This window comes from Phenylobacterium sp. LjRoot219 (assembly GCF_964252995.1).
Classification (GTDB): domain Bacteria; phylum Pseudomonadota; class Alphaproteobacteria; order Caulobacterales; family Caulobacteraceae; genus Phenylobacterium.
In genome coordinates this window covers 2,692,942-2,718,849 of the sequence record NZ_CAXUQI020000001.1, presented here as the reverse complement: position 1 = coordinate 2,718,849, position 25,908 = coordinate 2,692,942, and the positions used below count along the sequence as shown (strand labels likewise).

The following is a 25,908-nucleotide window of genomic DNA, read 5'->3' as shown; positions in this document are numbered from 1 at the left end:
GCGCCGCGACCGAACAGCCGTGACGGTGAACTGGATGGCCAGCGGATCGGCGCCGTCCGTCGGCAAGCTGGACGGCCTAGCGAAACGCTGCGTCAGGCGGCCGCGAGGCTCGTGTGCAGGCTCCAGTAGAGGCCCGCGGCGGCGATGCTAACGGCGAGCGGGACACGGTTACGGAGGCGGTTGCGGAGCTGGCCGCTCGGGGCAGCAGAGGCCGCCAGCAGCGTAATCAATCCCTGCGCGCCGCTGGCCAAGCCGAACGCAAGGAAGAAGGGCGCCAGGCCTCCGAGGCCCGTCCAGACTGCGCAGGCCCAGATGAGCTTGTAGTCGCCCCCGCCGAACAGCCCGCGCAGCCACAAAAATCCGCCGCCTAGCCCCACGATGAGCACCGCCGCTCCGCGGTCGAGCAGTTCGCCCGAGCTGGACGGCAGGTGCAAGACAAGGCCGGAGAGCGCGATCAGAAGCGGCAGCGCATTCGGGATCCGAAACGTCCGCAAATCGATCGCTGCGGCGCACCAGAGAAGGCCGTTGAACGCGAGGAGGGCTAAGGGGGTCATGTCGTCAGCAGAACCCTCATGATGCGAATAATGAGCGGCGTGAAGATCACGGTCATAAGGGCCGGGAAGATGAAGAGGACCAGGGGAATGGACAGCTTCACTGGCAACTCGGCGGCCTTCTTCTCGGCTTCGAGGTAACGCGCCTGGCGGGTCTGCTCGGCGAAAACGCGCAGTGTTTGTGCGACGCTAGCGCCGAGGGCTTCAGACTGCACCAGCATGGTCATGAGGCCAGTCACCTCGTCGGATCCGGCGCGCTCAGCGAGGCGAGTCAGGGCGTCGGCACGGCTTGAGCCGGCCTGCATCTCCGCCAGCGCGACGCTGAAGTGCTCGGAGATCACCGGGTGCAGGTCGAGGAACTCGGACTGCACCCGCTGCATGCCCGAGCTAAGGGTACCGCCGGCCTCCAAGCAAACGACCATCAAATCAACGGCGTCCGGTAGGCCGATCTTGAGAGCAAACGTACGTTCTTTAATCCGCTGCTGTAGAAGTAGATTCGGCAGGTAGAGCCCGGCGCCAGTTGCTGTGAGGACAAGCAAGAGCGAGATCAACGGGCTCGGCGGTCTCATGACAAGCAGAGCAAGGATCGCCAATAGCCCAAGGGCGACGGCGGTGACGACGCGGATCGCAAAGAAGGCCTCGGCGGCGCGCTCGGCGTAGAAGCCGGCGCGGACGAGCTTGGTGCGCAGGCTTGCCCGTTCGGCGCCGTCGAGGCTACCTCGGCCGGCGACGGCCCCGATCCGCTGCAGGGCTTTCTCGACCCTTGCGCGCCGATCTGATCGCGGAGCGACCTCGACGATGCGCCGGTGCCGCGAGAGCCTGGCGGCGAATGGCGAGTCGCTGAGCACGATCATGCCCAGCGAGGCTGCCAGGAGCAGCAGGCAAAGCGCGCCGCCTCCGACCATGATGAGCAGGTCCATGGGCAGCTCCTCAGATCCGGATGTTGACCATGCGCCAGATAATGATGGCGCCGATGGTGAGGGTGACGGGGGCGAAGGAGAGCATCGGCCAGAACAGCGGATCTTCCGCCACATCCAGGAAGAAGCCCGGCCGCAGCAGCATCAGCGCCGCGCCGACGACGAAGGGCAGGGCGGTCACCACCCAGAACGTGATGCGCCCTTCCGCCGAGATGGCGATGATCTTCTTGCGCAGCTGCTCCTTGGCGCGGATCGCTTCGGCGAGCTTGAGGAAGACCTCGGCCAGATTGCCCCCGGACTCGCGGGTCACCTCGAGCGAGGCGGTGAACATCCGCAGTTCGGCCACGGGAAACCGTTGCACGAGGTTATCCAGCGCCTGGTCGCGGTCGAGCCCATAGGTCATTTCGTCGATGACGACCTGGAACTCCGGCCCCATTGGATCAGGCATCCGCTGGCCGACTACGCTCATCGCCGCGGCGACCGGATGGCCGGCCTGCAGACTGCGCGCCATCAGGTCGACTGCCTGCGGCAACTGGTCGAGGAACCGCTTGCGGCGTCGCGAGGTCATTCCAGAAACGACCAGATAGGGCGTACCCGTTGCGAGCGCGGTGGCCGCGAAGGCCGCCAGGAGGCGCGGCGCGCCGAGCGTGCTCAGGCCGAGGAAAACCAGCAGGAACAGCGCGCCTGCGCCAAGCACCAGCGGACCAGTACCGAACGGCGCCCGCGCCCGGACGAGCGCCCGGGCCAGTCGCGGGAAGCGGGCGTCGAGCGCGACGCTCAGGGCGTCGGGCCTGGCCTGAGGCGTGGTGGCGGCCGAGACCGCCGCGCTTCTGCCGCGCGCCAGGCGTCGCTTCACCGCGCGCTCTTCGCCCAGGTTGGCGCGCGCCAGCCGCCACGCGCCTTCCACGGCGAGGATCACCGCAATGAAGGCCAGGGCATAGAGCAGGTATTCAAGCATGGCGCTTAGCCCATTCCTTCGAGGAGGACATCCGGCACGGCGATGCGCTGGGAGCGCAGGACCTCGAAGAAGCGTGGGCGGATGCCGGTCCAGCTGAAGCGACCTTGCACGCGGCCGTCGGCGTCGAGGCCGGTCTGATCGAAGCGGAAGACCTCCTGCATGGTGATGATGTCGCCCTCCATGCCCTCGACCTCCTGCAGGCTGACCACCCGGCGGGTCCCGTCGGCGAAGCGGCGGATCTGCACCACGATGTTGATGGCGCTGGCGATTTGCGCGCGCATCGACCGCGGGGAGACATCCAGCCCGGCCATGCCGATCATCTGCTCCAGTCGCGACAGCGCGTCGCGCGGAGTGTTGGCGTGCACCGTGGTCAGCGAGCCGTCGTGGCCGGTGTTCATCGCCTGCAGCATGTCGAACGCTTCACCGGAGCGGCATTCGCCGAGGATGATGCGGTCTGGCCGCATCCGCAGGGTGTTGCGCACCAGGTCGCGCTGAGTGACCTCGCCGCGCCCCTCGACGTTGCGCGGGCGCGTCTCGAGGCGCACGACGTGCGGCTGCTGCAGTTGCAGTTCGGCTGCGTCCTCGATGGTGACGATCCGTTCGGTCGCGCCGATAAACTGCGACATGGCGTTGAGCAGGGTCGTCTTGCCGGTGCCGGTGCCTCCCGAAATCAAGATGTTGAGCCGCCCCTGCACGAGGCCTTTCAGCAGTTCGGCCGCCGGCGCAGGCAAGGCGCCGGCGGCGACCAGACGAGAGAGGTCGAAGGGGATGCGGGCGAAGCGGCGGATGGAGAGGATCGACCCGTCCACCGCGATCGGCGCGACCACGGCGTTGACGCGAGAGCCGTCCGGCAGCCGGGCGTCGACCATCGGTTGGGATTCGTCGATCCGCCGGCCGACGCGATCGACGATGCGCTCGATCACGCGCAGCAGATGCTGCTCGTCGGCGAACTGGATCGGCGTGAGCTCGAGCTTGCCGAACTTGTCGACGTAGACCTCGCGGGCGGTGTTCACGAGGATATCGGAGACGTCGGGATCGTTCAGCAGCGGCTCGAGCGGTCCATAGCCCAGCAGTTCGTGGAGCAGGTCCTCGTTGAGACGGCGCAGCTCCAGTTCGTTCAGAGGACGCGCGTCATCCTTGAGCATGCCGAGAACGCGTTCGGCGACCTCGATGCGGACCTCGGCGATCGGACGTCGCTCGAGCCCGGCGAGGTTCATATTCTCGATCAGCCGCCGATGCATGTCGGTCTTGAGCCGCAGATAGGCTTCATCGGGCGCCGGTTGCGCGGCCTTGAAGCTGCGCGCCTCGCTCTGCAACTGCGGGGGCGCCTCGGATGGGGTGGCGACCGGAACGGGCGTGGTGTCGGCGAAGGACAGTCTCATGCGACGGCTCCGATCTGGTCTTGCTGCTGCGTTGGGGCTTGCGCGAGCCGCTGCTCAACTTTTTGGGCGAGGGCGCGCAGATCGCGGGTCAGGCGGGTGTTCGGATAGGCTTCGACCACCGGCGCGCCGCGATCCAGGGCGCGGGTGGCGTTCGGGTCGTGGCCAAGGACGGCGTCGATCGGCCGGTCGAGCGAGCGGCTGATCCGCGATGGCTTTTCGAAGCCGTCGACTAGGCCGGCGATGCCATTGAGCACCAGCATGACCGGTGCCTCCAACCGCGCCTCGACCAAGGCGTCGAGCGTGCGGCGGGCGCCGAGCGCGCCCTGAACCGTGGGCGCCGACAGCAGCACCACCAGGTCAGATGCGCGCAGGACGCTCAAGGTCCAGTCCGTCCACACCGAGGGGAGGTCGACAAAGGTGCGTTCGTGCAGGCGAGCGGACTGGCGTACAATGTCCGCGGCGAAGTCCGCTGACAGCGCGTCCAACGGGACGATCTTCTGCGCGACCGGCAACACGCGCAGGCCTGAGCCGTGCTCGGTCATGACCCCCTGGAGGAACCGGCCGTCGAAGCGGCTTTGCGCGCGGATCACGTCCAACAGATTGCTGCGTGGCTCAAGGTTCAGGGCGATGTCGGCGTCGCCGAACTGGAGGTCGAGGTCGAGCATGGCGGTGCTGCGCGCGGGCCGCTTCTGCTTGGGCTCGCCACGGGCGGCGAGCGCCGCCAGATTGATCGCGGCCGTCGTCGCCCCGACGCCGCCGCTGGCCTTCAGGAACGTGACGACCCGTCCCGCGGCCGCTGGTGCGGGCCCACGCGCGTCGATCAGTTCGCCAAGCGCCGTCTCGAGTGCGGCGGAGCTGAACGGGGCGGTGAGCACGTCGGCCGCCCCCGCGCGGAACAGGCGGCGGAGGTCGCCAGGCTCGGCGTAGCGCGCCGCGGCGATCACCTTGCGCTCCCCCAGCGACCCGGCCAGCTTCTCGAACGCTTGCACCGCCGTGGGCGAGCGAAGATCGAGCTCCACCACCATGGCGGTGGAGGCGATCGCCTTGCCATTGAGCATCTGTGGTTCGAGGCTTTCAGCCTCGTCCACATGGATGTCCGGCATCTGGGCCGCGGCGCGGTCGAGCAGGGCGCGGAGTTCCTCGCCCGCGCCGGCGAGCAGAATCCTGCGGGCCTTGGTCATATCCCGGGTCCTTCTTTCTGGTCTTCGGCCACTTCCGTGCTGGCGAAGCTGGGCATCGTGATCGAGCCGACTCCGGGCACGAGGGCGCCGAGGGCGATGAAGTTGTAGGTGAGGCCGGTGGTCTTGGCCGTGATCAGCGGGACGGCGCGGCCGCGGCCGACGAAGCCGATGTTGCTGCCTCTCAGCTCCACGCTGACGTTCGTGTCGGTGATGAACGGCGCGAAGCGCTGCATCTCGGTGACCAGGCCGGTCCATACTGTGTCATCGCAAGCGCCGCCGCCTGCTCCGCTGCAGGTCTCGATCCAGGTGCTGGTCGCATATTGGGTGCAGAGGGTTCCGGGCGCGGCGACGCTGGGATCGGTGGAGTTGACGAAGCAATCCGGTACCGGGGCGGTCCAGAGTTCGCCGTTCGCGGAGCCGCTGCCGAGCACGCCGTGGCGCGTGGCCAGCCAGCGGGCGCCGGCGGCGGTCGCCTTCTCGGCAGCGTGGTACTGCCAGAAAACATGGCCGAACTCGACCAGGCCGAAGGTCAGGATCAGCATCAAGGGGACGACCAAGGCCGACTCCACCAGGGTGGCGCCGCTCTGGTCGCGGAGGAGTGAGCGGAACCGGCGCATCACGACACCTTCAGTTCCTGATGGGAGACGGTCAGGGTGATCGCGTCGAAGCCGAGAGCGCTCAGCATGCCGAGGTCGGCGTACGGCGCGCTCGCCGTGACGATGATCAGCGGCAGGTCCGAGCCGCTGCCCCGCGGGTTCGTCAGGCACGTCGGTGCGGGCACCGACACGCTCGCCGTGTCGCTCCAGCCATTGAAAAGGGCCGTTCCGCCTGTGGGCACGCCTTTGACGGCTAGGTTCTGCGCTTCGCCGACGTAGGTCGCCCAGTTCGGGTCGGTGGCGTCCATGCACGGCGGACGGGCCGGCGCGCGGGCCAGGTAGCGGGCGGCGTCGCCGACGCCCTTCTGCATGACGTGGTACTGCCGCAGCGCCTGGCCGAACTCGGCCAGCCCGCACATCAGGGCGATCAGCAAGGGCGCGACGAGCGTGAACTCGACCAGCGCCGCGCCGCTGCGCTCCGCCCTCAGTCGCCGAAAGTTTGCGCGCAAGCTCATGGCGTCACCTGTAGATCTGCACTTCTTCGTGGATCGCGGTGGGATCAGTCTTGGACGTGACCAAGGCGATCGGCTCGACGTAGATGTGCTTCTGGCTTGCGGCCTCGGCTTTGCGGAGCATGAAGGCCTTGAGGAAGGCCTTCGGCGGGCTGCCGCTCGAGGTGCAATCGAAGATGCTCAGGTAGAGCAGGCGCCGCTCTTCCGCCGTCGTCTTGCCGGCAGGGCCACGTGTCGGGATCTTATCGGCGGCGCGTTCGGCCTGGTAAACGGAGTAGCGCGTAGGAGAGGTGGTGTTCGACGTGCAGCTCGCAGGCTTCGCCAGCCCGTCGCTCGCGTGGTGGGCGGCGTAGTAGGCGGCGCAGTTCCAGCCGGAGCCGCCCGTGAGGTCGTTTGAGTACGGCTGGAAATCAGTGATGTTGGTGTCGGACGGTTCGCTGGCGGACGAGCCATCGCCGAACCGGGTGTTGATCCCGTTTTTGGCCTGCTCGGTCTTATTGCCGGGGACGGTCTCCATAGCGCCGTCAACGACACAGAAGCTGGCCTGTTTGCTCGCCAGCGTGCTGCTGACGCAACCGGCGCTGTTGCCACAATCCGAGACGAAGCCCTTCAGGCTCGCGTCGTTGATCCAGGCGTCGAATGCGACCCCGGGCGTCCAGGCGAAGGTGTCGCAGGTCATCATCACCGGCGCGGCGGCGCAGAGCGAGCGGCGGAAGCCGGCGACGGCGGTGCGCTGGATGGTCGCCGTCTTGTCCGTGCTCAGCGCGTCCAGAAGGCTGTTCTGATGGGTGAGCTGCTGGGTGGTGACCTGCACGTAGCGGGACGCCGCGTCGTTCGTCGTCACCTCGCCGCTCGTCGAGGCGGCGTCGCTGGTCGGCAGGTCTTTCAGGCAGACCGGGCTGCCGGACGCGATCGAGATGTCCCCGGCGCCGCCTTGGGCGAAGCGCTGCTTGTTGACAACCACCAGGGCCTCCGCCTTGGCGCGGTCGCAGGCGCCGCTTTGACCGTCGAGCTGCGAGGCCGCCGCGAGCGCCGCGGCGTCCGCGGCGGACTGGGCTTCGGAATGGGTGATCATCGCCCGGGAGCCGTCGAGCGCCAGCCCGACGATCCCCAGGAGGACCGCGGCCGAGAGCGTCACATAGACCAGGACATTGCCGTCCTCGTCGTCACGCAGGCGATGCGCGAGGCGGGCGGTCGGCGCCAAGGATGCGAAGCGCGGCCTTCCCATGGCTACTTGCCTCCGTAGCTCATGACGGAGACGTTCGACGTGTTCGCGGTCTCTGGCTTGTAGACCTCGCCCTTCTCGAGCCGGGCGATGGCGGACGCGGCGCGCGCGCCGTTGGCCGAGGGCGGTTGGTCAGATGGCCGCACCGGGATGATCTGAGTGTCCATCGACGCCACGGCCTGACCGAAGGTCGGCGAGAGCGGGGCATCGATGCTCTGGACGCACCCGCAGAGACCGACGGCGCAGACGGAAGTAAGGATCAGGGTTCGCATGATCGGCTCCTTACCGGCCGCCGGCGGAAGCCGCCGCGGCGTCGCTGGTGGGGGTGGAGTTGAACGGGAGCGTCCCCCGCAAGGTCGTCGACGCGACCTGAAGCTTGGCGGCGCTCGCCGGCTGCGCCGCAGCCACCTGGTCAGCGGCGACCGGCTTGGCCGTCGGCGCCGCGGGCTTCTGCGCTGCGCCGGAAGGCGGGGCGGCCGAGCCTGTCGCCGAGGCGTTCAGGGCGATCGCCGGCGCGGGCTTGGCGGCGGCGATGGCCACGTAGGGCATCGGGGCGGCTGGAAGCGTGGCGGCTGGCAGCGTGGCGCGAGCCGTGACTGCCGCCGCTGCTGGTCGGGCCGCGGGCTTGGCTGCGGCGACCGCAACCGCGGGCCTCGCGGGCGGAGTCACGGCGTGGGAGGACGGGGCCGGCCGCGGCGTGGGGGCGGCGCGGGTGACGTTGGCCGGCGGCGCGGCTGGTCGGACCGCGAGCTGGGCTGCGGCGAGCGGGGCTGCGGGCTTGGCGGCAGGGGCCAAGGCGTAGGCGGCCGGGGCGGCCCGCGGCGCGGAGGCGACGGTGGCCGCAGGCGCCGGCTTGGCGGCCGGAATGGGCGTCACCGCGACCGGTTTCGGCGCAGGGGCCGAGACCGGGGCGGCGGCCGCCGACGCGGTCGGCCGGACCATCGGCGGTGCGGCGGCTGCGGTCGGCGACGGCTGCGGCGCCGCGGGCGCCGGCGTCGCGGGGACCAACTGGTTCACGGCGAGCATGGCGGCTGGCGGCGTGAGGGGCGTTGAGGCCATCGGGTTCGACGCGAGGTCAGCGGGGCCGGCGGCGCCCGGTTGAGCCTGGGGCGTCCGGCTCGTGGCGCTCGCCTGTGGCCGCGCCTGGGGGAGGGCCTTGTCCGTGGCGCCCATGAAGAAGAGGTCCGCCTCGCTGGGGCCCTGCCGCACGTCCGTCGGCGCGATCAGGTTTTCCTTATGGGTCGGCTTTGCGAGGTGAGCCGTGACGATGATGATCACCTCGGTCTCGTTGTTCTGGTAGCCAGTCGAGCGGAACAGCGCGCCGAACACCGGCAAGCGCGCGGCGCCCGGGATGCCCCGCAGGTTGTCGGTGAAATCCCGCTTGATCAGGCCGGCGATCGCGAAGCTCTGGCCGTTGCGCAGCTCGACGGTGGTCTTGGCGCGGCGGGTGGTCAGGCCTGGGATGCGGAAGCCCTGCAGCACCACGCTGTTGGCCGGATCGAGCGCGCTGACTTCCGGCGCGACGGCCAGGTTGATGCTGTCCCCGGACACAGTGGGCGTGAAGCCGACGCTCACCCCATACTGCTTGTATTCGATGGTGATGGTGTCGGTGCCGGCGCCCACCTGGGGCACAGGAATCGGGAACTCGCCGCCGGCGAAGAAGACGGCCGTTTCGCCGGAAAGGGCCACGAGGTTGGGTTCCGCGAGAGTCGAGGCGAAGCCCCTGCGCTCCAGCGCGTCGAACACCGCCTCGAAGGTCCAATCGCCGCTCACGTCGCGGCCGATCAGATTGGCGACCACGTCCGGGTTCAGCGTCGGCGCGGCGAAGGTCAGGGCTCCGGTCGTGTCCCAGAGCGCGTTCAGGTTGCTCAGACCCAACTGCTGCAGGGCGCTGCGTTGCACCTCGGCGACGCGGACCGAGAGCATGACCTGTTCGGCGGCGCGAATGCTGGTGAGGTTCACCACGTGGCCCGGCGCGAACTGTTCGGCGAGCGAGGCGGCCCGGGCGGCGGCGGCCGACGAGCTGAGCACGCCGGTCAGCACCAAGCCGTCGCCATGGGCGCTGACGTCCAGCGCCTCGTTGGGCAGAACCTGGCGTGCGGCGCGCCGGATGTTCTCGACGTCGTAGCCCACCCGAAGGTCGAGGGTGGCGAGCGGCTCGCCGCCGCCGCGCGGCATGACGGTCAGATTAGTGGCGCCAGGCGCCGTGCCGAGCACGTAGAGAGTCCGTTCGCCCAGCGGGATGACGTCCCCGACCTTGGGGTTGCCGAGCATCACCCGGCCGATCGGCCGGTTGAAGCGCAGGATCCGCGAGCCGCCCATCGGCAGGGCCACCTGACCGCCATAGCCGGAGGAGTCGGCCGTCACGTCCCGCACCGCGCCTTCCGGAGCGTAAGGCTGGGCCGTCGCGTCCGCGCTGATGGCGCAGAACATGGCGGTGGTGGCGAGCAGTGCGCCGAGCAGCTTGCGCGGGCCGGGACGAGTGGATCGACGGTTGGAAGGCATCGACTTTTCAGGCGCTCTGGCCTGCCCCCTACAGATGGTTGCCCGGTTCAGCCGACGCTCGGCACGCGGGCGAACGTGGCGTCGGAGCCACGGATGATCTCGATGGTCGGACCGGCCGGGGCCGCGCGGCGGCGCGGAGCGGCGCGAACTGCCCTGGGGGCGGCCGGCGCGGACGCGCCCTGCAGCCGCAGGTCGGCGGTGCGGACCGTGGTTGGCGCGCCTTCCTTGTCGCTGGCCAGCGGATCGATCGTGCCGCGCAGGGACAGTGAGAGTGTGCCGACCTGAGAGGCCAGGGCGAGCTTTTGGGCCTGCTCGGGCGTGACCTCGATGGTCGCGGCCTTGGCGACGACCGGGTCGTTCTTGCTTTCATTCGCCAGCTGATCGACCGCCAGGACGCGGATGCTGCGCAGCAGCACGTCGGTGCGCATGTTGCCCGAGCTCTGGGATCCTTCGTCGCGGGTGATGAGCACGTCGACGAAATCGCCCGGCAGCACGAAGCCGGCGACGCCGAAGACGTCGTTCACCCGAATGGTCGTGGCGCGCATACCCTCGCGGATGACGCCGGATAGCGTGGCGCGGCCGCCGGGACCGGAGATGCGGCTGGTGAGCACCGGCTCGTTGGCGGCGATCGGGCCAAGCGCCACACGCTTCTGGGCGGTGACCTGGGCGACACTGTTGAAGGCTCCTTGCGGAACCGCGCCCTGCGGCCATGGCTGAAGCCGCAGCACCTCTGCGGTGATCGGCTCCCCAAACCCGACGGCTCGGGTTGCGACCACGATGGCCGTACGCGCAACGCCTTGTTCAGGCGTGGCTCGCGCGGCGCTCAGATGGCGAATGCCCATGACGACCAGGCCGCCGAGCACGACCGAGACGAGCAGCAGTACGAAGCCGATATTGCGCATGGAGGTCTCCTGCGGTCAGGTCGTGATGGGCGGGCGACGCTGTTGCGCCGCCCGCACGCGTTGGCTAGACGAGGGCCGTATCCAGGGCAGTCCATTTGCCGCTCACCCAGGTGCCCACCGCGATGATCGCGGTGATGGCGGCGACGGTGATCAGGCCGATGAGGATGGTGTATTCGATCAGAGCTGCGCCGCTCTCGTCTTTCGAGAGACGCGTCTTCAACCCATCGAGGTGAGCGACGGCGTGGTCCTTCAGGACATCGGCTTGAGATTTGATGGCGATGTAGGTCTTGAGCATCTTGTTGGCTCCCTGAATTAAAGATTGATCGCGCGCTGATTACGCGAGGAAGCCGATCACAACTCGATCGGTAGCTGGATGATAGCAGCCGTATTTTCGCCTCACTGCCGTCCGGAGACGCGCGTTTCGCCTGGCATGTCGGCGTTAGTGATTTGTAAACACTTGTAAAAATAGCCCTCGCGGAAGGCGCGGATGTCGTGACTTCGTGCCAAGTTGCGGATGCGAGCGCATCAAATGAGGTCGTGAGGAGAGCTCGGAAATATTCAGCGAGATCTGCAAGCCGTGCCGCCTTGCTGCGGATCATCGGCCATGAACAAGCGCGCCGGCGTCCGACAACGCGATCGTCGGCGACGGCTCGCGCCGCTGACGGTCGCACGCCCGATCCCGGCAGTTGCGGGAAGGAGACGCCCTCCCGGGGTCACCGACGGCCTTCGCCCTGATGCGTTTCATGCGGCTCGGGATGCCGACGCTGGCCAATGCCCACGTCAAGCCGCCCCTACAGGGACGAGCGGGCAGGCGGCGAGCCTTCGCAGCGCGTTACCTACGGATCTAGGCACGGCGCACAGCGCCTCTTCGATGAGGCGGTCGAGCGCTACGGCGTCCGGTCGTCTATCCCGCCGCCCGATGCGGCCGCCCGCTCAAGCTCGGCCATCGCGTCGGGGCGGCGGCGCCTGTACGGCGATGACTATGATGCAATGCATGTCCCCGCCGAGGGCGTCAGCCATAGGAGCTGGTGTGCCCGTCGGTTGCCGGGCGCTCGGCTGCGAGCGCGCCTGACGGCGGCGCCCCGAGCCGCCGGAGGATCAAGGTCAGCAGAACGATCTGCAGAAGCGGTCCTAGGTTGAGCCCCAGGCCAGCGCGGGCCAGAGGCTCGGCCATGAGCGGCGCGGCGAACGCGGCCCCGATCGTGAGCTTCTCCCACGGGGCGAAGCCGTTGCGCGCGCCTTCACGGATCAGCCAAGCGAGCGCGGGAACCGCCAAGGCCATGTCGTAGCCATAGACGTAGGGCGTCGCCAGCGGGATGGCCGCCGTGAGGACGGCGCCCTTGGGGAGCGTCTCCCCGGGCGCGCGCCAGCATCGATAGACCAGATAGGCGACAGCCCCGGCGGCGATCGCCTGAGTCAGGCTCGCAAGCGCAATCCCCCCGCGCAAGGCCAGCACCGTCGAGAACACCGACTGCATTTTGAGGGCATGGACGCCGCTGGTGAGGACTTCGCGCGATAGGCTGTTGGCGCGCAGAAAGGCTTCGAACGACTCGGGGCCGAAGGCGGCGTAGCTCAGCAGGAGCAGGCCTGCGGAGCCCGCCACAGCGCCGGCGATAGCCCGCCACCGCCGTCCCGCCAGGAGCGCGAACGGGACGAGCAACGCCAGGTGCGGCTTGATGATCAGCATTCCGAACAACAGGCCGGCGAGCAACGGGCGGCGCTCGAGCAGGTTGATCGCGCCAATGATCAGCGCCGCGGTCAGGAGGCCCGTCTGCCCGCCAATGCCGACCATCAACACTGGCGAGAAGGCGGCGAGCGTCCAGCCGCTCAACAACCCTCTGCCGGCCAGCAGGTACAGCGCGAAGGTGAGGCCGAACCAGAGCGCATGGGCGAGGCCGAACGGGAGCAGACCGAACGGCGCGACCAGCAGCAGGAACTGCGGAGGGCTGACGAATGGCACCCAGCGGTCTTCCGGGAACCAGGTCTGCAGCGCTGCGACCTGATGAAAATCCCACGCTGCAAGCGGATCGCGCCAGCTTAGCCGGGCGGCAGCCCAAAAGGCGGCGAAGTCCGACTGGCTGTCGTGCAGGACGAGAACATAGAAGCCGACGATGAGGATCGGCAGGTAACAGAGGGCGATCACTTTCGGGTAGTTTCGGCCGCGCGCTGCGTCGAACCAGGCGGCATCGCGCAAGGGGGAAATCAGACCCGACATCTGCTTTGCTCCGGCGCCCGCAGAACTGATCCGCCGGCGCATTGCTGATAGCTCCCGACGCGCGCCGGTCGCGCGACGCGGCGGCTCGGACAGCCACCTTGGATCTCAAGGAATTCGGCGAGGGCGCCCGCGGTCGCGACTAAGACAGCCGCGGGCTAGACCCGCAGTAGACAAGCTTGAGTGCAAGGAGGGAGAACTGAATTAAAGGATGTTAGGTATGCTTGCCTCAAGCTCGCGCGCTGTCCGCGGGTCGATCCCTTCCGCCGGCTTCGGCCGTCTCTACCTGGAGATGCTGCGTGCAACGCTGCGCGTTCGGGTCGCCGGCGAACCTACGGGTGTGCGCACGCCCAGACGCCGCTGAAGGCGCCGCTCATCGCTTCCTGACGAATACCTGAATAGCGTGAATATTCGACGGCCAGTACGTGCTTACGCTAAATCCCGGAAAGGTTGATTCTTGCCGCGCCGGGTTGTGCGGCGCTACGCTAAGTAGCGACCGCCCTGACGGGCCTGTGCGCTGCACCATCATTCCAAACCAGAGTCTAACATTCGTTAGTTTGGTTCTTCTTCATCGCACTCAAGGTTGCGGCCAGCGGGAGACCGCGGTGGGGAAAGGGGCGAGCGATGCTGGCACGCAGACAGGGCGCCGGCTTGAGCGGCGAGATCAGCCGTCTGAGCAGTGCGGCGGTGACGCCGTTGCATCCGATCGATTTACTGCAAGCGAGAGTTCGACGCGGACTGCGCGAGACCACCGACGATGGCGCGCCCTCGGGCGTTGTTGCGCCGGATCATCTGACCTTGCGCGCGTTAATGGGAGCGTTGATGTGCGGCGGACCCGGCGCGGAGGCCGCCGGCTGGCGACAGGGCGAGGGCTGCGCTCAGATCACTCTGCGTATCGGTTTTGAGCCTGTCCGCGTACGGCTGGACGCCGTCGACGCCGCTACGGCGTGGCGGGAGCTTCACGCCATCTCGCCGTTGGCCCTGGACGTCTTGACGGTCCTGGTCGATCGCTTTCAGGCGGAGGGCTCCGAGGTCCGCCTCGTGAGCTGCGCCGAATTCCTGGACGCGAAGGGCTGTCGACGTTGGGGTGACGAGCGTCAGGCCCTGGAGGAGCAGATCGGCCGTGAACTGATGCGCCTGGGCCGCCTGACAGTCGGCGACGACGACGAACCGCTGTTGTCCGTGGCGCCGGTGGGGGAGGGGCAGACCGCCTTTGTGGTGTCGCTGCGGCCGGGGTTGAAGGCTTGCTGGAACGACGCGCCGACCCGTCGGCTGAATCCCGCGCTGCTGGACTTCGATCATCGGATGAACCGCGGAGCCGATGTGCTCGCCAAGAAGCTCGGCCTTTACCTCAGCCTGGCCGGCGCTGAATCCCGCCCGGTCGTGCGCCGGGTCGGTACGGTGCTCAATGCGATCGGCGTCGCGCAAGAGCTGGCCAGCGGCGCCCGCGGCGGACGGCTCGCGGACCGGTTCGAGGAGGCTGTGCTGCGGCTGCAGGAGCGCGGCCTGTTCACGGTCACCTATCGCGGCTGCCACGACCTGCTGGGGGAAGAAGAGCGCGTCAGGGGCTGGGTGAAGCGGTGGCTTGACGCCGAACTCGTCGCGCGGCCGCTCGCCTGAGGCGGCTGCAGATCGTTCAGGTTCACCGACAACGCCACTTCGGGCGCACGCAGGGGCGCAAGCACGACGCCTGCTGCTCGCGCCGGCCTAGCCCGCAGTCAACTGCGGTCCGCTCGCCAGGATCGGCGGCAGGTCGGCGGCGGTCACGAAGCCGGGCCGCGCAGTGCTCAGGTAGGGGATGGCGTTGACCAGGCCGTTGACGTTGAAGCCCGGGACGAAGTCGTGGATCCGGTCCAGCGGCACCTGCCAGGGGATCTCGACGTGCAGCGGGGTGTCGCCCTTGAACTTCAGCCGCCAGCCGAGCGGGCCCATGCCCCAGTCGGGGACGATGTCGCGGGTCACGTAGCCGTACTGGATGAAGCGGATGCGTTCGACGCCCTGGCTCAGCCCGTAGATGATGATCCGCTGGGCCGCGGCGGTGCCGGCCTTGAGCGACCCGGCGGCGATCTCGGTGTCGACCCGCGCCGCGGCCACCCCGCCCTCGACGCCCCATTCGTCGATCTCCAGCCCGGCGACCTTGGCCAGGGAGCGCACCGTCGGCAGGTACTCGCCGTAGAGATGGGTCTTGCGACGTTCGACGTCGTACTCTTCGAGCGGCTTTCCGAACCGCATCTGCTCGAACAGCATGTGGGGCGACGGCCGGCGGGACATGTCGCCGAACTCCTCGAGCTCGATGTGGTCGATGCGCCGCATGTTGGCGAGGAAGGGCAGGGGCAGGGTCTCGGTGAACCACCCGGGGTCGCCGCCGCTGGCGTAGATGGTCGCGCCGCTGTGCTGGCAGGCTGCGGTCAGCCGGTCGCGCCCTTCGCCGAGCCGCTCGTGGCCGCCGTCGAAGAAGTCGGTGCAGGTGGTGACGATGTTCTTGCCGGAGCCGGTGATCGCCAGGGCGTCGTCGAGCAGTTGCTCGATGGGCAGGCCGGCGCGGGTGATCCCGCTGCCGGTTGCGCGCGGCATGTAGCTCACGCAGTCCGCCTGCAGCGCGAGGATGGCGGCGCGGTCGGTGGTCGCCTTGATGCCGATCGGCGCCTCGCCGCACAGCTCGCCGGCGTCGACCCCGTGCTTCGCCGGGTCGTAGGTCAGCACCCCGACGAGCTCCATCCGCGGATCGCGGATCACCTCGCGCATCGCCCGCGCGCCGCAGTTGCCGGTGGCCCATTGGATGACCCGATAGCGCTGCGACATGGAATTCCTCCGCTGTGTTCTGTCTTGGGGGCGAGCCGCGTGGCCGCGGGGCTCGGTCCCGTGGCCGACAACGCTAGTCCAGCGCCCCCGCAGGGCAACGTTGAGGATTGGCCGCGACGCTGAATTCTGGCCGGCAACCGCCTGCCGCTCTGAGCAGACCCGCGCCCGGCCATTTGCGCGCGAGCGCAACGGCGCCATGCTCGACGAAGCCGGCGGCGGCGCGGTCGTGGGCTCGCCGCGCGGTGGGCTTTGGTCGGGGGCCTGGATGACTTACCATCAGCGGATGGCGGAGGCCGCAAAAGGGGCCATCGAGGTCGAGGCGGCGCTCAGGTCATCGAGCGCTCAGGTGCAGCTTGTGCGCTATCACTTCGCCGAGCCTCCCGAGAGCGTGCTGCGCACCGACGGCGCCTTCCGCGTCGAGCTGTGCCTGACGTCGCGCCATCGCAGCAGTCGCGGCCGCTTTCAGGATCAGTGGGCCGCGCAGCGCTTCGAGCGCATCGGCGACATCTTCGTCATGCCGCCGAACCTCGAACTGCTCGCCAAGAGCGACGAGGCCTCGTCGTTGACCTCGATCATCTGCGAACTCGCGCCCGAGCCCATGCTCAAGCTGTTCGACGGCCGGCCGGCGCTGACCGACCAGCACCTGCGGGCCACCCTCGACGTCCGCGACGCCAAGGTCCGCCAGGTGCTGCTGCGCCTCGCCGAAGAGGCCAAGCAGCCCGGCTTCGCCAGCGAAATGCTGGTCGAACTGCTGGCCGGGCAACTGACCATCGAGCTGTTCCGCCTCGGCGGCGCGATCGGAAAAGGCCAGCCGCACGGCGGCCTCGCGCCCTGGCAATTGCGGCTGATCGATGAGCGGCTGAAGGAGGTGCGCGAGGCGCCCACCCTGCCGGTGCTGGCCGACCTCTGCCGGATCTCGGTGCGGCAACTGACCCGCGGCTTCCGCGCCAGCCGCGGGGCCTCGATCGGCGCCTATGTCGCCGAAAGCCAGATGGAGCACGCCAAGCGGCTGCTGGCGAGCGACCAGAGCGTCACGGCGATCGCCGCGGCCCTGGGCTTCGCCTCGTCGTCGAACTTCTGCTTCGCCTTCCGGCGGGCGGCGGGGATGACGCCCGGCCAGTTCCGGCAGACCCTGCTGCGCCACTGACCGGCTGATCCGGCTTCGGTCATCGGACATCCCGGCGGACGGCTTGCGTCCAATTTTCAGCCTGCTGGCCAATTCTGAATGTAGTGGCGCTCCCGGCGCGCTTCTATTCTTCGCCCACAAAGTTGAGCCGGCCCCTGGTGGGCCGTGATCGGCACGTGCTGCGCGCGAATATGGCTGTCGGGAGTGGATTGATATGAAGAGCGTGAATGGAGAGCTCTTGTTGCTCTGGTCGCTCCCGCTGCTGGCGCTGATCTGGGGGCTGGCGTTTCTCACCTTCCCGGGTTTCGTCCATCCGATGTCGCCGACCCTGTCGGCCGAGGCGGTCGCGGCCTTCTATCGCGACCCGGAAAATCTGCCGCGCATCCGCTACAGCATGGTGGTGTTCAACTGGTTCGGCGTCGCGCTGATCCCGTTCCTGGCGCTGATCGTGATGCAGATCCGCCGGATGGCGCATCAGACGCCGATCCTCGCCTTCTGCTTCTACGGCTGCCTGACCGGGGGACCGACCCTGTTCTTCATGGCCGACCTGTTCTGGCTGCTCGCCGCCTTCCGTCCGGAGCGCGACCCGGAGCTGATCCAGCTGTTCAATGACCTGGCCTGGGTGACCTTCACCGGCCAGGTCGGCTTCCTGATCGGCCAGAGCGTCATCCTTGCGCTGTCGATCTACCTCGACCGCCAGCCGAAACCGGTCTTCAAGACCTGGGTCGCGCACTTCAACCTGGTCGTCGCCGCAGCACTTGCGCCGGCCTCCTTCGTCGCCCTGGCCACCGAGGGGCCGATCGCCTGGGACGGCCTGCTGTCGTTCTGGGTGAAGAACATCGCGATCGGCCTGTGGATCCTGGTCATGGCGGTGGTGCTCGGCCAGACCATCTACCGTCAGCGTCGCGAGCAAGGGGCGGCGGCGTGAACGGCGCGGTCGAGAGCCTCGCGCCGCCGCCGCCGCGCAACTCGATACTGGATCGGATCGTCGGGCAATGGCGTCACAACCCGAAGCTGGAGCTGTGGCTCGCCTGGGGCGCGATCGTCGTCTTCTACAACATCTTCGGCATCGTCTTCTTCGTGATGTCGCGCACCCAGCCGCCGCCGCAGCCCTGGTGGGAGCTGGTGCGGATCGGGCAATGGTTCAACGACAACCACCTCGGCGTGCTCGCCGGGTTCGGGATCATCTTCCTGATCGCCGGCTTCACGACGCCCGCCAATGCGCTGATCGCCTATTCGATGCGACGCATGTCGGTCAGTCCGGCCTTCGCCTATTCGTACTTGGCGATCTATTCGCTCGCGGCCGTCCCCGGCATGCTGTTGACCTGCATCGTCCTGTCGGTCGGGGCCATGCGCCCGGACCGGGACCTGAGCCAGATCAGCCTGCTCTACGACTTCGGCTTCATGGCGTTCGGCGGCACCATGGGCATCTTCCTGATCGGCTCCGTCGTCTGGGCGGTGGCCATCCTGATCGACAAGAACCGGGTGCTGCCCAAGTGGTTCGCCTACCTCAACATCTGTAACGCGATGACCGAGGTGGTGATCGCGCCGACCTGGATCTTCAAGAGCGGCCCGTTCGCCTGGAACGGCGTGATCGCCTTCTACATCAACATGGTGGTGTTCGTGATCTACACCTCGGCCTTCATCACGCTGCTTCGGAAGATGATCGTCGAGGAGGACCTGAGCGCCGGTCCGATCCGGGACTGACCTCATGCGCACTGATGTCGTCCGCGATTCAAACCAGAAAGACCCGTCGATGACCCACGTCGCAGACGCCGACGTCCGCCGGTCCGTGGCCGCGGAGCAGGCGGGCCGTCCCGCGCTGGCCGTCCCCGGGCAGCCGGACATGTGGGCCCTCGTGCTGTTCGAGGCGCTGATCTTCTCGAGCTACTTCGTCGTCTACGTGCTCCACCGCGCCGCCGATCCCGAACTCTACCTGCGCTCCCAGGCGCACCTCAGCCAGGGCGTCGGGGTGCTCAACACCCTGATCCTGCTGACCAGTTCGTGGTCGGTCGCGCGCTGCGCCCAGCGCTCGCGGCAGGGCGACTATCGCGGCGCGCTGAGGGCGGTCTTCCTGACGATCTTCATCGGCTTGGTGTTCTGCGGCTCGAAGCTCTACGAGTGGATCGTCAAGATCGAGCAGGGCCTCACCTTTTCGACCAACGAGTTCTTCTCGTTTTATTACTTCCTGACCGGCATGCATCTCTTGCACGTGCTGGTGGGGTTCATCGTGCTCGGCGTCGTGGTCTACCAGCTGTGGAGCCCGGCGCGCCGCTCGCAGGAAATCATCGAGACCGGAACCACCTACTGGCACATGGTCGACTTCCTGTGGGTGATCATCTTCGCTCTGCTCTACGTGATGAGGTGATTGGGATGCGTCTCCTGTCTCGGGCCAGACTGCCGATCGCCTGGTTCGGCCTGTCGGCGATCACCCTAGTGTCCTGGTGGATCAGCGTGCAGCGCGGCCAAGGGTTCGAGCCCAACGCCGGCGTGACGCTCAGCGTCATCCTGATCTCGGCGATCAAGGTGCGGGTGATCTTCCGCGAGTTCATGGACGTCCGTCACGCGCCGGCGCTGCTGCGCTACCTGACCGACGCCTGGCTCGGGTTGCTGGTCGCAGCCCTGGTCGCCGCCTACTTCCTCGGCGGCCGCCTCTAGTCCCTGGCCGCCAGGCCGGGGTGGCGGCGCAGCATGCTCTGGGCGGTGGCGTCGGCGGCGAGTTCGGCCAGCAGCCAGTCGCGGAAGGCGGCGATCTTGCGGGTGCGGCGGCGGTCCTGCGGATAGAGCAGCCAGTAGCCGGTATCCTCGGCGATATAGACGTCGAACGGCTGGAGCAGCCGGCCGGCCGCAATGTCGGCGGCGAACATCACCGGCGAGCCGAGCGCCACGCCGCCGCTGGCCATGGCGGCGGACACCTCCAGCGCCTGGGTGTCGGCCGAGAGCCGGGCCGGCGCGGGCCCGGTCGGCGGCGTCGCGACCCCGATATTGCGGAACCATTCCGCCCATTCCGCCTCGATGCCGATCCGGGGCGCGTTCAGCAGGTCTGCGGGCCGTGGGTTCGGGCCGAGCTTGGCCATCGCCTCGGGCGTGACCAGCGCCGTCTCCGCCGTCGGGAACAGGAAGATCGCCTCCAGGCCCGGCCAGGGCTGACGCCGGCTCCAGCGCAGCGCGACATCGGCCTCGCCGCGCAGCAGGTCGCGCATGCGGTTGTCCGAGTCGAGGCGGACGGCGATCTGCGGATGCGCCAGCTGGAAGCCGCCCAGCCGGCCGGCCAGCCAGCGGGTCGCGAAGGTCTGCAGGGTGGTGATCGCCAGCACGGCCTCGCCATCGCCGGTGATGTCGGCCAGCGCGCTGCGCAAGGCCGCCATCGCCTCGCTCGCCGCCCGCGCCAGCCGTTCGCCGGCCGGCGTCAGCGCCACCTCCCGCGGCAGCCGCAGGAACAGCGGCTGATCGAGCCGCTTCTCCAGCGCCTTGACCTGCCAGCTCACCGCGGCCTGGGTCATGCCGAGCTCGCCGGCGGCGCGGGTGAAGCTGCCCAGACGGGCGGCGGCCTCGAACACGCGGATGGCGCTGAGCGGGATGGCGGCGAGCGGGTCAGACATAAGCAGTCCTTATGCAGGTAGCAGGAGAACCCGTTTGAGGCGGCGGTGTCCAGCCGGCACCTTCTCCCTGGATTTTCCGGCAGAAGGGCAGGCCGCCATGGAAGAGCTGAGCAAGTTGCACCGCGACGTTCCTTATGGCTGGGTGCTGGTGGTCGGCGCGCTCTGGCGGGTCGCGCTGCGCCGGCGTCAGGCGCCCGCCGCGCCGGAAGCGCACGATCGGCTGGCCGGCGGCCTGAACCAGCTCTCGCACCCGCACTAGGGACAGAGACATTCGCCGGCCGGCGGGCCTAAATTCGGCTCATGAGCGAGCCGATGTCCTATGCGCGCTATCTCGCCCTCGACGAGCTGCTGTCTGCGCAGCGGCCGCTGAGCGATTGCCACGACGAACTGCTGTTCATCGTCATCCACCAGAACAAGGAGCTCTGGCTCAAGGAGATCATCCACGAGGTGACCCTGGCGCGGGCGCTGGTCGCCTCCGGCGACCTGGAGCCGGCCTACAAGGCGCTGGCCCGGGTCTCGCGGATCCAGATGATCATGACCCTGTCGTGGGACGTGCTGGCGACCATGACGCCGGCCGACTACCTGAGCTTCCGCGACAAGCTCGGCCCCAGCTCCGGCTTCCAGTCGCATCAGTTCCGGACGGTGGAATACCTGCTCGGGCTGAAGGACGCGCAGTTCCTGCGGTTTCACGCACCAGGCTCGGCGGCCCATGCGCAACTGGCCCAGGCGCTCGGCGAGCCCAGCCTCTATGACGCCGCGCTCGCCGAACTGGCGCGCAGCGGCCTTGACCTGCCGGCCAGCGTGCTGGGCCGCGACGTCACCGAGCCCTATCAGCCGAGCGAGGCGGTCGAGGCGGCCTGGCTGGCGGTCTACCGCGAGCCGGAGCGCTACTGGGCGCTCTACCAGTTGGCCGAAAAGCTGGTCGACCTGGACGACGCCCTGCTGACCTGGCGGCACAAGCACATGCTGACGGTCGAGCGGATCATCGGCGGCCGCCCGGGGACCGGCGGCACCGAGGGCAGCGGCTATCTCGCCCGCACCCTGCAGCGGCGCTGCTTCCCGGAGCTGTGGTCGCTCAGGACCAAGCTTTGAGCGCCCGCAAGGACCTCTTTTCCCGCGCGCTGGCGGCCGATCCGCAGCGCCTGCACTACGCCGCGCACAGTCATCACCTGTGGCCGGACGCCACCTTCGAAGCCCAGCTGCAGGCCTGGCAGGACGCCGCCGTCCTGGCCGACCGCAAATGGGCGCGGGTGATGGGCGAGGTCTATCCCGCGGCCCAGGCCCGCGTCGCGCGCGAGCTGTCGCTGCCGTCGGCCGACAGCGTGGTGTTCGCGCCGAACACCCATGCGTTGCTGGTTGCGCTGATGTCGGCCTTTCCGCGGCGGCCGCTGCGGGTGCTGGCCACCGACGGCGAATTCCATTCCTTCCGTCGGCAGGCGCAGCGCTGGGCGGAGGCCGGCGAGATCGAGCTCACCCTGGTGGCGGCCGAGGACCCGGACTTCGCCGAGCGGTTCACCCAGGTGGCGCGGTCGGGCGTCTTCGACCTGGTCTTCGTCAGCCACGTCTTCTTCAAGAGCGGCGTGGTCTTCGACGAGGCCTGGCGGCTGGCCGAGCTGACCAGGCCTGAGGGCCCGTGGCTGGTGGTCGACGGCTACCACGGGTTCCGCGCCGTGCCGACCGACCTCGCGGCGGTGGCCGATCGTCTCTTCTATCTGGCGGGCGGCTACAAGTACGCCATGGCCGGCGAGGGCGCGGCCTTCCTGCACGCGCCGCCCGGCTTCGGCCCGCGCCCGGTGGTCAGCGGCTGGTACGCCGAGTTCGCCGATCTGGAGGGCGTCGCCGGGGCGGTCGGCTATCGCCGCGACGCCGGCCGCTTCCTCGGCGCGACCTTCGATCCGTCGGGCCTCTATCGCTTCGTCGCCGCCGCGCGGATGCTCGACGAGAACGGGCTGAGCACGCCGGTCGTCAGCGCCCATGTCGCGGCGTTGCAGGGCCAACTGCTGTCAGAGATGCGGTCCGGTCGGGCCGGGCGGCTCGCCGAAGCGACCCTGCTCAACCCGCCGGGCGATCGGCCCGCCGCCCGCTTCCTGGCCTTCCGCCATCCGGAGGCCGCCGCCTGGAGCCGGGCCCTGGCCGAGCGCCACGTCCTGACCGATGTGCGCGACGACGTGCTGCGGATCGGCTTTGGCCTCTACCACGACGCCGGGGACGTCGATCGCCTCTGCGCGGCCTGCCGCAGCGGCCTGTAGCGGCCGGCGGCGGGCGCCAGGCTCCAGCGCGCGCCGCGCCCATTTCGTCAGCGGCAGCTCCAGCGCCCGGTGCGTCGCCACCCCCAGGACGCCGACGGCGACCAGGGTCAGGGGAATGAGCGCCGCCGAGCCGACCGGGCCGAGTTGCAGCCGCTCGGCCGCCTCAGCGAACGCCTGGGTGCAGAAGAAGTGGGTGAGGTAGACGGCGTAGGAGGCCGCGCCTAGCAGCAGCACCCAGCCGGCCCTGACGGTCAGGCCGGCGCGCTCGGCGATCACGGCCGAGGCGACGACGAGGCTCGCCAGCAGCGGCACGGTCCAGGCGCGTTGGTCGAGCCAGACCGCGCTGCACAGCAGCATCAGCACCAGGCCCGCCGCGCCGGCGACCGCCGCCGGCCATCGCCAGGCCGTCCCGGGACGCAGTCGAGGGAGCAGCAGGCCCAGGGCCATGCCGGCGACGAACTCCAGCATCATCGGGTTGCAGTAGAAGCCCAGCACCGGATCGGCCGGCGGCCGCCACAGGCCGGCGAGCACGACGCCCGCCAGCAGCAGGCCGGTCGCCGTCACCCCGATCAGCTGTCGCCGAGCAATAAAACTCAGCGAAAACAGCAGGTAGAACATCATCTCATAGTTCAGCGACCAACCCGACGAAGACGATCGGATTGAGATCCCCGCCGGCCCGGACTTAGGGCACGAAGGCCATGGACTTGAGCAGGTGAACGGGATCGGCCGTCGTTGACTGCAGGAGGGCGGGAGCGACCCAGGCCATCGCGAACACGGCCAGGGTGATGGCCCAGTAGAGCGGCGCAATCCGCGTCAGCCGGTCGCGAAGAAAGGACAGCGGCGTGTGCCGCCGATCGGCGGTGGTGATCACCATGATCATGCCGCTGATCACGAAGAACAGATCGACCCCGCTGGCGCCGAAATGCAGCGAGCGCTCCGGCAGTCCGGCGCGCACGGCGAGCGGCTCGGCATGCACCAGCACCACGAGATACGCGGCGAGCGCCCGCAGCATCTGCAGGTTCAGCAGCATCGGACGATGACGTCCTCACCGGCGGAGCCCCCGCGGCGCGGGAAAGTGGCGCGCCGCGCGCCGCGAGACCATTAGCGGAGGACATGTCCCGTCCTGGAAATGCGGAAAGCCGCCGCGCGCTTTGCGCCAGGCGAGGCGGCTCAAGACAAGTTCAACAGCCGGCGCTGCAACGAACTTCGCCCGGCCGCGTCAGTGACCTCCTGCCAAGTCGGAGCAGCGACACGCGAGCATCTCCATGCCTGCCGAGCCTTCCGCCGCGCCGCTGCCGGCCTTCACCGGCGTCTACACTTTCGGCGACAGCCTGCTCGATCCGGGCAATGACCTGCGGGCCGCCGAGCAGCTCGGCAGGTTCCCGTTCGCCTCGGTTCCGGACGGCGCGCCGACCGCCGACAGGGGCTATTTCGGCGGGCGCTTCAGCAATGGCTACAACTACGGCGACCTGATCAGCAACAAGGCCTTGGGCCTCGCCCAGAAGCCGACCTTTCCCTATGGCGTCGCCGAGAGCCAGCTCGGCTTTCCGACCCCGATCGGCAACCGCCCCGAGGGGAACAACCTGAGCTTCGCCTATGGCGGCGCGCGGGTGATCCAGGGGCCGGATCCGGCGCCGGCGCTCGAGGCGCAGGTCAGGATCTACGAGACCTACACCGCCGATCCGAACGCCCTCTACGTGGTCGGCGTCGGCGCGAACGACATCCTCGCCCTCGTGCCCACCGGCGGCGCGGCGGTGACCGGCGCCGAGGCCGAGGCGCGGATCGCCGCCATCGCCGCCGAGCTGGTTCAGGAAGTCGCCCGCCTGTTCGCCCTCGGCGCGCGGCATGTCGTGGTCGCCGACGTGCCCAATGTCGGCGCCGTGCCCGCCTATCTCGGCGGCCAGGACGAGGCCGCTCGGCGCAGCTTGGCGGCGGAGTACGCGCACAAGGTCGACGATCTGGTGGAGGCGCAGCTTGCGGGGCTGTCGCGGCCGGTCGGCTCGACCCTGCTGCAGTTCCACTTCGACGCCTACACCGACGCGGTGACCGCCAACCCGGCCCAGTACGCCTTCGCCAACGTCGTTCAGGCGCTCACCGCCCAGGGCGGCGCGCTGGATCCGACCGGCCGCGGCTTCCTGTTCTTCGACAAGCTGCATCCGACCGCCCAGACCCACGCCCAGATCGCCTCGGAGATCCTCGACGCGCTGGCGAACCCCGGCGGGCCGCTTGACTGGACCGCCGCCCCGGCGATCGGCGCGCAGGCGCTGGGCGACATCCCCGTGGCCGGCGTGGACCGGTTCACCGCCGCGCTGAGCGGCGGCGCGACCTATGTGGTCGATCTGATCGGCGTCAGCAGCGGCGTCGCCAGCCTGGCCGACCCCGTGGTGCGGGTGCTCGACGCCGCCGGCGCGGTGGTCGCCGAGAACGACGACGGCGGGCTGGGGCTGGATGCGCACCTGCAGTTCGTGGCGCCTGCGGGCGGCGACTATGTGGTCGAGGTCGACGGCGTCGGCGTGACGGCCGGAACCTACCGGCTGCAGGTCGCCGGCCCGAGCGCGGCGAACCTGCTGCTGGACGGCCGCCTGCGCGGCGCCGACGTGCGCGTCGAGGGCGGGGCGGGGGACGACCTGATCGCCGTGCTCGGCGGCGCCAACTATCTGCGCGGCGGCGGCGGGAACGACACCCTCGAGGGCGGCGCAGGGTTCGACGACGTCAACGGCAACACCGGCGACGACCGCCTGGTCGGCCGCTCGGCCAGCGGCGACTGGCTGCTCGGCGGCCAGGGCGCCGACGTGATCGACGCCCTGGCGTCCAGCGGCCGCAACATCGCCAACGGCAATCTCGGCACCGACACCGTGACCGGCGGCTCAGGCGCCGACACGCTGCGAGGCGGGCAGGCGGCGGACCTGGTCCGCGGGGCCCAGGGCGACGACTGGCTGTCGGGCGACCTGGGCGACGACACCATCGTCGGCGGCGCTGGGGGCGATGTCTTCCACGCCGGCGGCGGCCTGGACCGGGTGCAGGGCTTCAACCCGGCCGAGGGCGACCGCGTGCTGCTCGATCCGGGGACGAGCTACAGCCTGAGCCAGTCGGGATCCGACACCCTGCTGTCGTTCGACGGCGGGCAGATGCGGCTGATCGGTTTCCAGACCGCGAGTCCGCCGGAGAGCTGGATCGTCGGCGGCTGA

26 protein-coding genes and 1 pseudogene are annotated in these 25,908 nt (G+C 69.1%); 10 read left to right on the top strand and 17 right to left on the bottom strand.

The annotated features are described in order from the left end of the window. Window positions 1-92: 92 nt before the first annotated feature. From ACSQ14_RS13345 to ACSQ14_RS13285, 13 genes are all read right to left on the bottom strand, one after another. Window positions 93-554 (bottom strand): A24 family peptidase, encoded by a 462-nt coding sequence (locus ACSQ14_RS13345; RefSeq protein ID WP_436013515.1) that lies wholly within the window; start codon window positions 552-554, stop codon window positions 93-95. Further along, the gene (locus ACSQ14_RS13340) at window positions 551-1,471 is read right to left on the bottom strand and encodes a type II secretion system F family protein (protein WP_436013513.1); all 921 of its coding nucleotides are present in this window, start codon (window positions 1,469-1,471) and stop codon (window positions 551-553) included. The genes ACSQ14_RS13345 and ACSQ14_RS13340 overlap by 4 nt, the downstream gene beginning before the upstream one ends. Window positions 1,472-1,481: 10 nt before the next feature. After that, window positions 1,482-2,426, bottom strand: coding sequence for a type II secretion system F family protein (locus ACSQ14_RS13335; protein WP_436013511.1), 945 nt, complete (start codon window positions 2,424-2,426; stop codon window positions 1,482-1,484). A 5-nt stretch (window positions 2,427-2,431) separates the two neighbouring features. Beyond that, on the bottom strand, window positions 2,432-3,808 hold the full coding sequence (locus ACSQ14_RS13330) for a CpaF family protein (protein WP_436013509.1): 1,377 nt from the start codon (window positions 3,806-3,808) through the stop codon (window positions 2,432-2,434). After that, on the bottom strand, window positions 3,805-4,989 hold the full coding sequence (locus ACSQ14_RS13325; protein WP_436013507.1) for an AAA family ATPase: 1,185 nt from the start codon (window positions 4,987-4,989) through the stop codon (window positions 3,805-3,807). The genes ACSQ14_RS13330 and ACSQ14_RS13325 overlap by 4 nt, the downstream gene beginning before the upstream one ends. Beyond that, window positions 4,986-5,606, bottom strand: coding sequence for a TadE/TadG family type IV pilus assembly protein (locus ACSQ14_RS13320; RefSeq protein WP_436013505.1), 621 nt, complete (start codon window positions 5,604-5,606; stop codon window positions 4,986-4,988). Before ACSQ14_RS13320 ends, ACSQ14_RS13325 begins: the two co-directional genes overlap by 4 nt. Further along, window positions 5,606-6,100, bottom strand: a complete 495-nt coding sequence (locus tag ACSQ14_RS13315) for a TadE/TadG family type IV pilus assembly protein (RefSeq protein WP_436013503.1) — start codon at window positions 6,098-6,100, stop codon at window positions 5,606-5,608. The genes ACSQ14_RS13320 and ACSQ14_RS13315 overlap by 1 nt, the downstream gene beginning before the upstream one ends. A 4-nt stretch (window positions 6,101-6,104) precedes the next feature. Beyond that, complete coding sequence (locus ACSQ14_RS13310) at window positions 6,105-7,325, bottom strand: pilus assembly protein TadG-related protein (protein WP_436013501.1); 1,221 nt, start codon at window positions 7,323-7,325, stop codon at window positions 6,105-6,107. A gap of 2 nt (window positions 7,326-7,327) precedes the next feature. Then, entirely contained in the window at window positions 7,328-7,594 is a 267-nt protein-coding gene (locus ACSQ14_RS13305) for a hypothetical protein (RefSeq protein ID WP_436013499.1), read from the bottom strand. Window positions 7,595-7,604: 10 nt separating this feature from the next. Next, window positions 7,605-9,827, bottom strand: a complete 2,223-nt coding sequence (locus tag ACSQ14_RS13300; RefSeq protein ID WP_436013497.1) for a type II and III secretion system protein family protein — start codon at window positions 9,825-9,827, stop codon at window positions 7,605-7,607. 47 nt (window positions 9,828-9,874) lie between these two features. Beyond that, window positions 9,875-10,729: a Flp pilus assembly protein CpaB gene (gene cpaB, locus ACSQ14_RS13295; RefSeq protein ID WP_436013495.1), complete on the bottom strand. Its 855-nt coding sequence runs from the start codon at window positions 10,727-10,729 to the stop codon at window positions 9,875-9,877. Between the two features lie 64 nt (window positions 10,730-10,793). After that, window positions 10,794-11,024, bottom strand: a complete 231-nt coding sequence (locus tag ACSQ14_RS13290; protein ID WP_436013493.1) for a Flp family type IVb pilin — start codon at window positions 11,022-11,024, stop codon at window positions 10,794-10,796. 717 nt (window positions 11,025-11,741) lie between these two features. Beyond that, the gene (locus tag ACSQ14_RS13285) at window positions 11,742-12,944 is read right to left on the bottom strand and encodes a glycosyltransferase family 87 protein (protein ID WP_436013491.1); all 1,203 of its coding nucleotides are present in this window, start codon (window positions 12,942-12,944) and stop codon (window positions 11,742-11,744) included. 648 nt (window positions 12,945-13,592) lie between these two features. On the opposite strand from ACSQ14_RS13285, the gene ACSQ14_RS13280 reads away from it, so the two are divergent. Further along, complete coding sequence (locus tag ACSQ14_RS13280; RefSeq protein WP_436013489.1) at window positions 13,593-14,561, top strand: hypothetical protein; 969 nt, start codon at window positions 13,593-13,595, stop codon at window positions 14,559-14,561. A gap of 87 nt (window positions 14,562-14,648) precedes the next feature. Here ACSQ14_RS13280 and ACSQ14_RS13275 read toward each other — a convergent pair whose 3' ends face one another. After that, entirely contained in the window at window positions 14,649-15,743 is a 1,095-nt protein-coding gene (locus ACSQ14_RS13275; protein WP_436013487.1) for an NAD(P)H-dependent amine dehydrogenase family protein, read from the bottom strand. 265 nt (window positions 15,744-16,008) lie between these two features. On the opposite strand from ACSQ14_RS13275, the gene ACSQ14_RS13270 reads away from it, so the two are divergent. From ACSQ14_RS13270 to ACSQ14_RS13250, 5 genes are all read left to right on the top strand, one after another. Beyond that, a complete protein-coding gene (locus ACSQ14_RS13270; RefSeq protein WP_436013485.1) occupies window positions 16,009-16,890 on the top strand; it encodes a helix-turn-helix transcriptional regulator in 882 nt (293 codons plus the stop codon). A 220-nt stretch (window positions 16,891-17,110) separates the two neighbouring features. Further along, complete coding sequence (locus tag ACSQ14_RS13265) at window positions 17,111-17,797, top strand: hypothetical protein (RefSeq protein WP_436013483.1); 687 nt, start codon at window positions 17,111-17,113, stop codon at window positions 17,795-17,797. After that, window positions 17,794-18,576 carry a hypothetical protein gene (locus tag ACSQ14_RS13260; protein ID WP_436013481.1) on the top strand — a complete coding sequence of 261 codons (783 nt, stop codon included), beginning with the start codon at window positions 17,794-17,796 and terminating at the stop codon, window positions 18,574-18,576. Before ACSQ14_RS13265 ends, ACSQ14_RS13260 begins: the two co-directional genes overlap by 4 nt. Before the next feature lie 49 nt (window positions 18,577-18,625). Continuing rightward, the gene (locus ACSQ14_RS13255) at window positions 18,626-19,237 is read left to right on the top strand and encodes a cytochrome c oxidase subunit 3 (protein ID WP_436013479.1); all 612 of its coding nucleotides are present in this window, start codon (window positions 18,626-18,628) and stop codon (window positions 19,235-19,237) included. Between the two features lie 5 nt (window positions 19,238-19,242). Beyond that, window positions 19,243-19,527, top strand: coding sequence for a cytochrome C oxidase subunit IV family protein (locus ACSQ14_RS13250; protein ID WP_436013477.1), 285 nt, complete (start codon window positions 19,243-19,245; stop codon window positions 19,525-19,527). Here the strand turns inward: ACSQ14_RS13250 and ACSQ14_RS13245 are convergent. Continuing rightward, window positions 19,524-20,471 carry a LysR substrate-binding domain-containing protein gene (locus ACSQ14_RS13245; protein WP_436013475.1) on the bottom strand — a complete coding sequence of 316 codons (948 nt, stop codon included), beginning with the start codon at window positions 20,469-20,471 and terminating at the stop codon, window positions 19,524-19,526. The two genes, ACSQ14_RS13250 and ACSQ14_RS13245, sit on opposite strands and share 4 nt — an antisense overlap. Before the next feature lie 97 nt (window positions 20,472-20,568). Here ACSQ14_RS13245 and ACSQ14_RS13240 point away from each other — a divergent pair, with 97 nt between their 5' ends. From ACSQ14_RS13240 to ACSQ14_RS13230, 3 genes are read left to right on the top strand one after another with little or no spacing between them, the layout of a single operon-like run. Beyond that, the gene (locus ACSQ14_RS13240) at window positions 20,569-20,730 is read left to right on the top strand and encodes a hypothetical protein (protein ID WP_436013473.1); all 162 of its coding nucleotides are present in this window, start codon (window positions 20,569-20,571) and stop codon (window positions 20,728-20,730) included. Window positions 20,731-20,771: 41 nt separating this feature from the next. Beyond that, a complete protein-coding gene (locus ACSQ14_RS13235; RefSeq protein WP_436013471.1) occupies window positions 20,772-21,563 on the top strand; it encodes a tryptophan 2,3-dioxygenase in 792 nt (263 codons plus the stop codon). Further along, window positions 21,539-22,720 (top strand): kynureninase/PvdN C-terminal domain-containing protein, encoded by a 1,182-nt coding sequence (locus ACSQ14_RS13230; protein WP_436013469.1) that lies wholly within the window; start codon window positions 21,539-21,541, stop codon window positions 22,718-22,720. The genes ACSQ14_RS13235 and ACSQ14_RS13230 overlap by 25 nt, the downstream gene beginning before the upstream one ends. Window positions 22,721-22,819: 99 nt before the next feature. Here ACSQ14_RS13230 and ACSQ14_RS13225 read toward each other — a convergent pair. Together ACSQ14_RS13225 and ACSQ14_RS13220 are read right to left on the bottom strand one after the other, a co-directional pair. Next, a pseudogene (locus ACSQ14_RS13225) lies at window positions 22,820-23,380 on the bottom strand (acyltransferase family protein); the annotation flags it as partial. A 22-nt stretch (window positions 23,381-23,402) separates the two neighbouring features. Continuing rightward, on the bottom strand, window positions 23,403-23,750 hold the full coding sequence (locus ACSQ14_RS13220; protein WP_436013467.1) for an acyltransferase family protein: 348 nt from the start codon (window positions 23,748-23,750) through the stop codon (window positions 23,403-23,405). Window positions 23,751-23,985: 235 nt separating this feature from the next. Between ACSQ14_RS13220 and ACSQ14_RS13215 the strand changes: the two genes are divergently transcribed. Next, window positions 23,986-25,908: an SGNH/GDSL hydrolase family protein gene (locus ACSQ14_RS13215; protein WP_436013465.1), complete on the top strand. Its 1,923-nt coding sequence runs from the start codon at window positions 23,986-23,988 to the stop codon at window positions 25,906-25,908.

What these genes read in the sequence shown, in the direction of transcription:
- ACSQ14_RS13300 (WP_436013497.1), bottom strand. Translation starts at nt 9,827, where the DNA reads ATGCCTTCCAACCGTCGATCCACTCGTCCCGGCCCGCGCAAGCTGCTC.
- ACSQ14_RS13275 (WP_436013487.1), bottom strand. Translation starts at nt 15,743, where the DNA reads ATGTCGCAGCGCTATCGGGTCATCCAATGGGCCACCGGCAACTGCGGC.
- ACSQ14_RS13345 (WP_436013515.1), bottom strand. Translation starts at nt 554, where the DNA reads ATGACCCCCTTAGCCCTCCTCGCGTTCAACGGCCTTCTCTGGTGCGCC.
- ACSQ14_RS13310 (WP_436013501.1), bottom strand. Translation starts at nt 7,325, where the DNA reads ATGGGAAGGCCGCGCTTCGCATCCTTGGCGCCGACCGCCCGCCTCGCG.
- ACSQ14_RS13215 (WP_436013465.1), top strand. Translation starts at nt 23,986, where the DNA reads ATGCCTGCCGAGCCTTCCGCCGCGCCGCTGCCGGCCTTCACCGGCGTC.
- ACSQ14_RS13270 (WP_436013485.1), top strand. Translation starts at nt 16,009, where the DNA reads ATGACTTACCATCAGCGGATGGCGGAGGCCGCAAAAGGGGCCATCGAG.
- ACSQ14_RS13250 (WP_436013477.1), top strand. Translation starts at nt 19,243, where the DNA reads ATGCGTCTCCTGTCTCGGGCCAGACTGCCGATCGCCTGGTTCGGCCTG.
- ACSQ14_RS13255 (WP_436013479.1), top strand. Translation starts at nt 18,626, where the DNA reads ATGACCCACGTCGCAGACGCCGACGTCCGCCGGTCCGTGGCCGCGGAG.
- ACSQ14_RS13285 (WP_436013491.1), bottom strand. Translation starts at nt 12,944, where the DNA reads ATGTCGGGTCTGATTTCCCCCTTGCGCGATGCCGCCTGGTTCGACGCA.
- ACSQ14_RS13290 (WP_436013493.1), bottom strand. Translation starts at nt 11,024, where the DNA reads ATGCTCAAGACCTACATCGCCATCAAATCTCAAGCCGATGTCCTGAAG.
- ACSQ14_RS13240 (WP_436013473.1), top strand. Translation starts at nt 20,569, where the DNA reads ATGGAAGAGCTGAGCAAGTTGCACCGCGACGTTCCTTATGGCTGGGTG.
- ACSQ14_RS13335 (WP_436013511.1), bottom strand. Translation starts at nt 2,426, where the DNA reads ATGCTTGAATACCTGCTCTATGCCCTGGCCTTCATTGCGGTGATCCTC.
- cpaB (WP_436013495.1), bottom strand. Translation starts at nt 10,729, where the DNA reads ATGCGCAATATCGGCTTCGTACTGCTGCTCGTCTCGGTCGTGCTCGGC.
- ACSQ14_RS13325 (WP_436013507.1), bottom strand. Translation starts at nt 4,989, where the DNA reads ATGACCAAGGCCCGCAGGATTCTGCTCGCCGGCGCGGGCGAGGAACTC.
- ACSQ14_RS13320 (WP_436013505.1), bottom strand. Translation starts at nt 5,606, where the DNA reads ATGCGCCGGTTCCGCTCACTCCTCCGCGACCAGAGCGGCGCCACCCTG.
- ACSQ14_RS13235 (WP_436013471.1), top strand. Translation starts at nt 20,772, where the DNA reads ATGAGCGAGCCGATGTCCTATGCGCGCTATCTCGCCCTCGACGAGCTG.
- ACSQ14_RS13315 (WP_436013503.1), bottom strand. Translation starts at nt 6,100, where the DNA reads ATGAGCTTGCGCGCAAACTTTCGGCGACTGAGGGCGGAGCGCAGCGGC.
- ACSQ14_RS13340 (WP_436013513.1), bottom strand. Translation starts at nt 1,471, where the DNA reads ATGGACCTGCTCATCATGGTCGGAGGCGGCGCGCTTTGCCTGCTGCTC.
- ACSQ14_RS13305 (WP_436013499.1), bottom strand. Translation starts at nt 7,594, where the DNA reads ATGCGAACCCTGATCCTTACTTCCGTCTGCGCCGTCGGTCTCTGCGGG.
- ACSQ14_RS13220 (WP_436013467.1), bottom strand. Translation starts at nt 23,750, where the DNA reads ATGCTGCTGAACCTGCAGATGCTGCGGGCGCTCGCCGCGTATCTCGTG.
- ACSQ14_RS13245 (WP_436013475.1), bottom strand. Translation starts at nt 20,471, where the DNA reads ATGTCTGACCCGCTCGCCGCCATCCCGCTCAGCGCCATCCGCGTGTTC.
- ACSQ14_RS13330 (WP_436013509.1), bottom strand. Translation starts at nt 3,808, where the DNA reads ATGAGACTGTCCTTCGCCGACACCACGCCCGTTCCGGTCGCCACCCCA.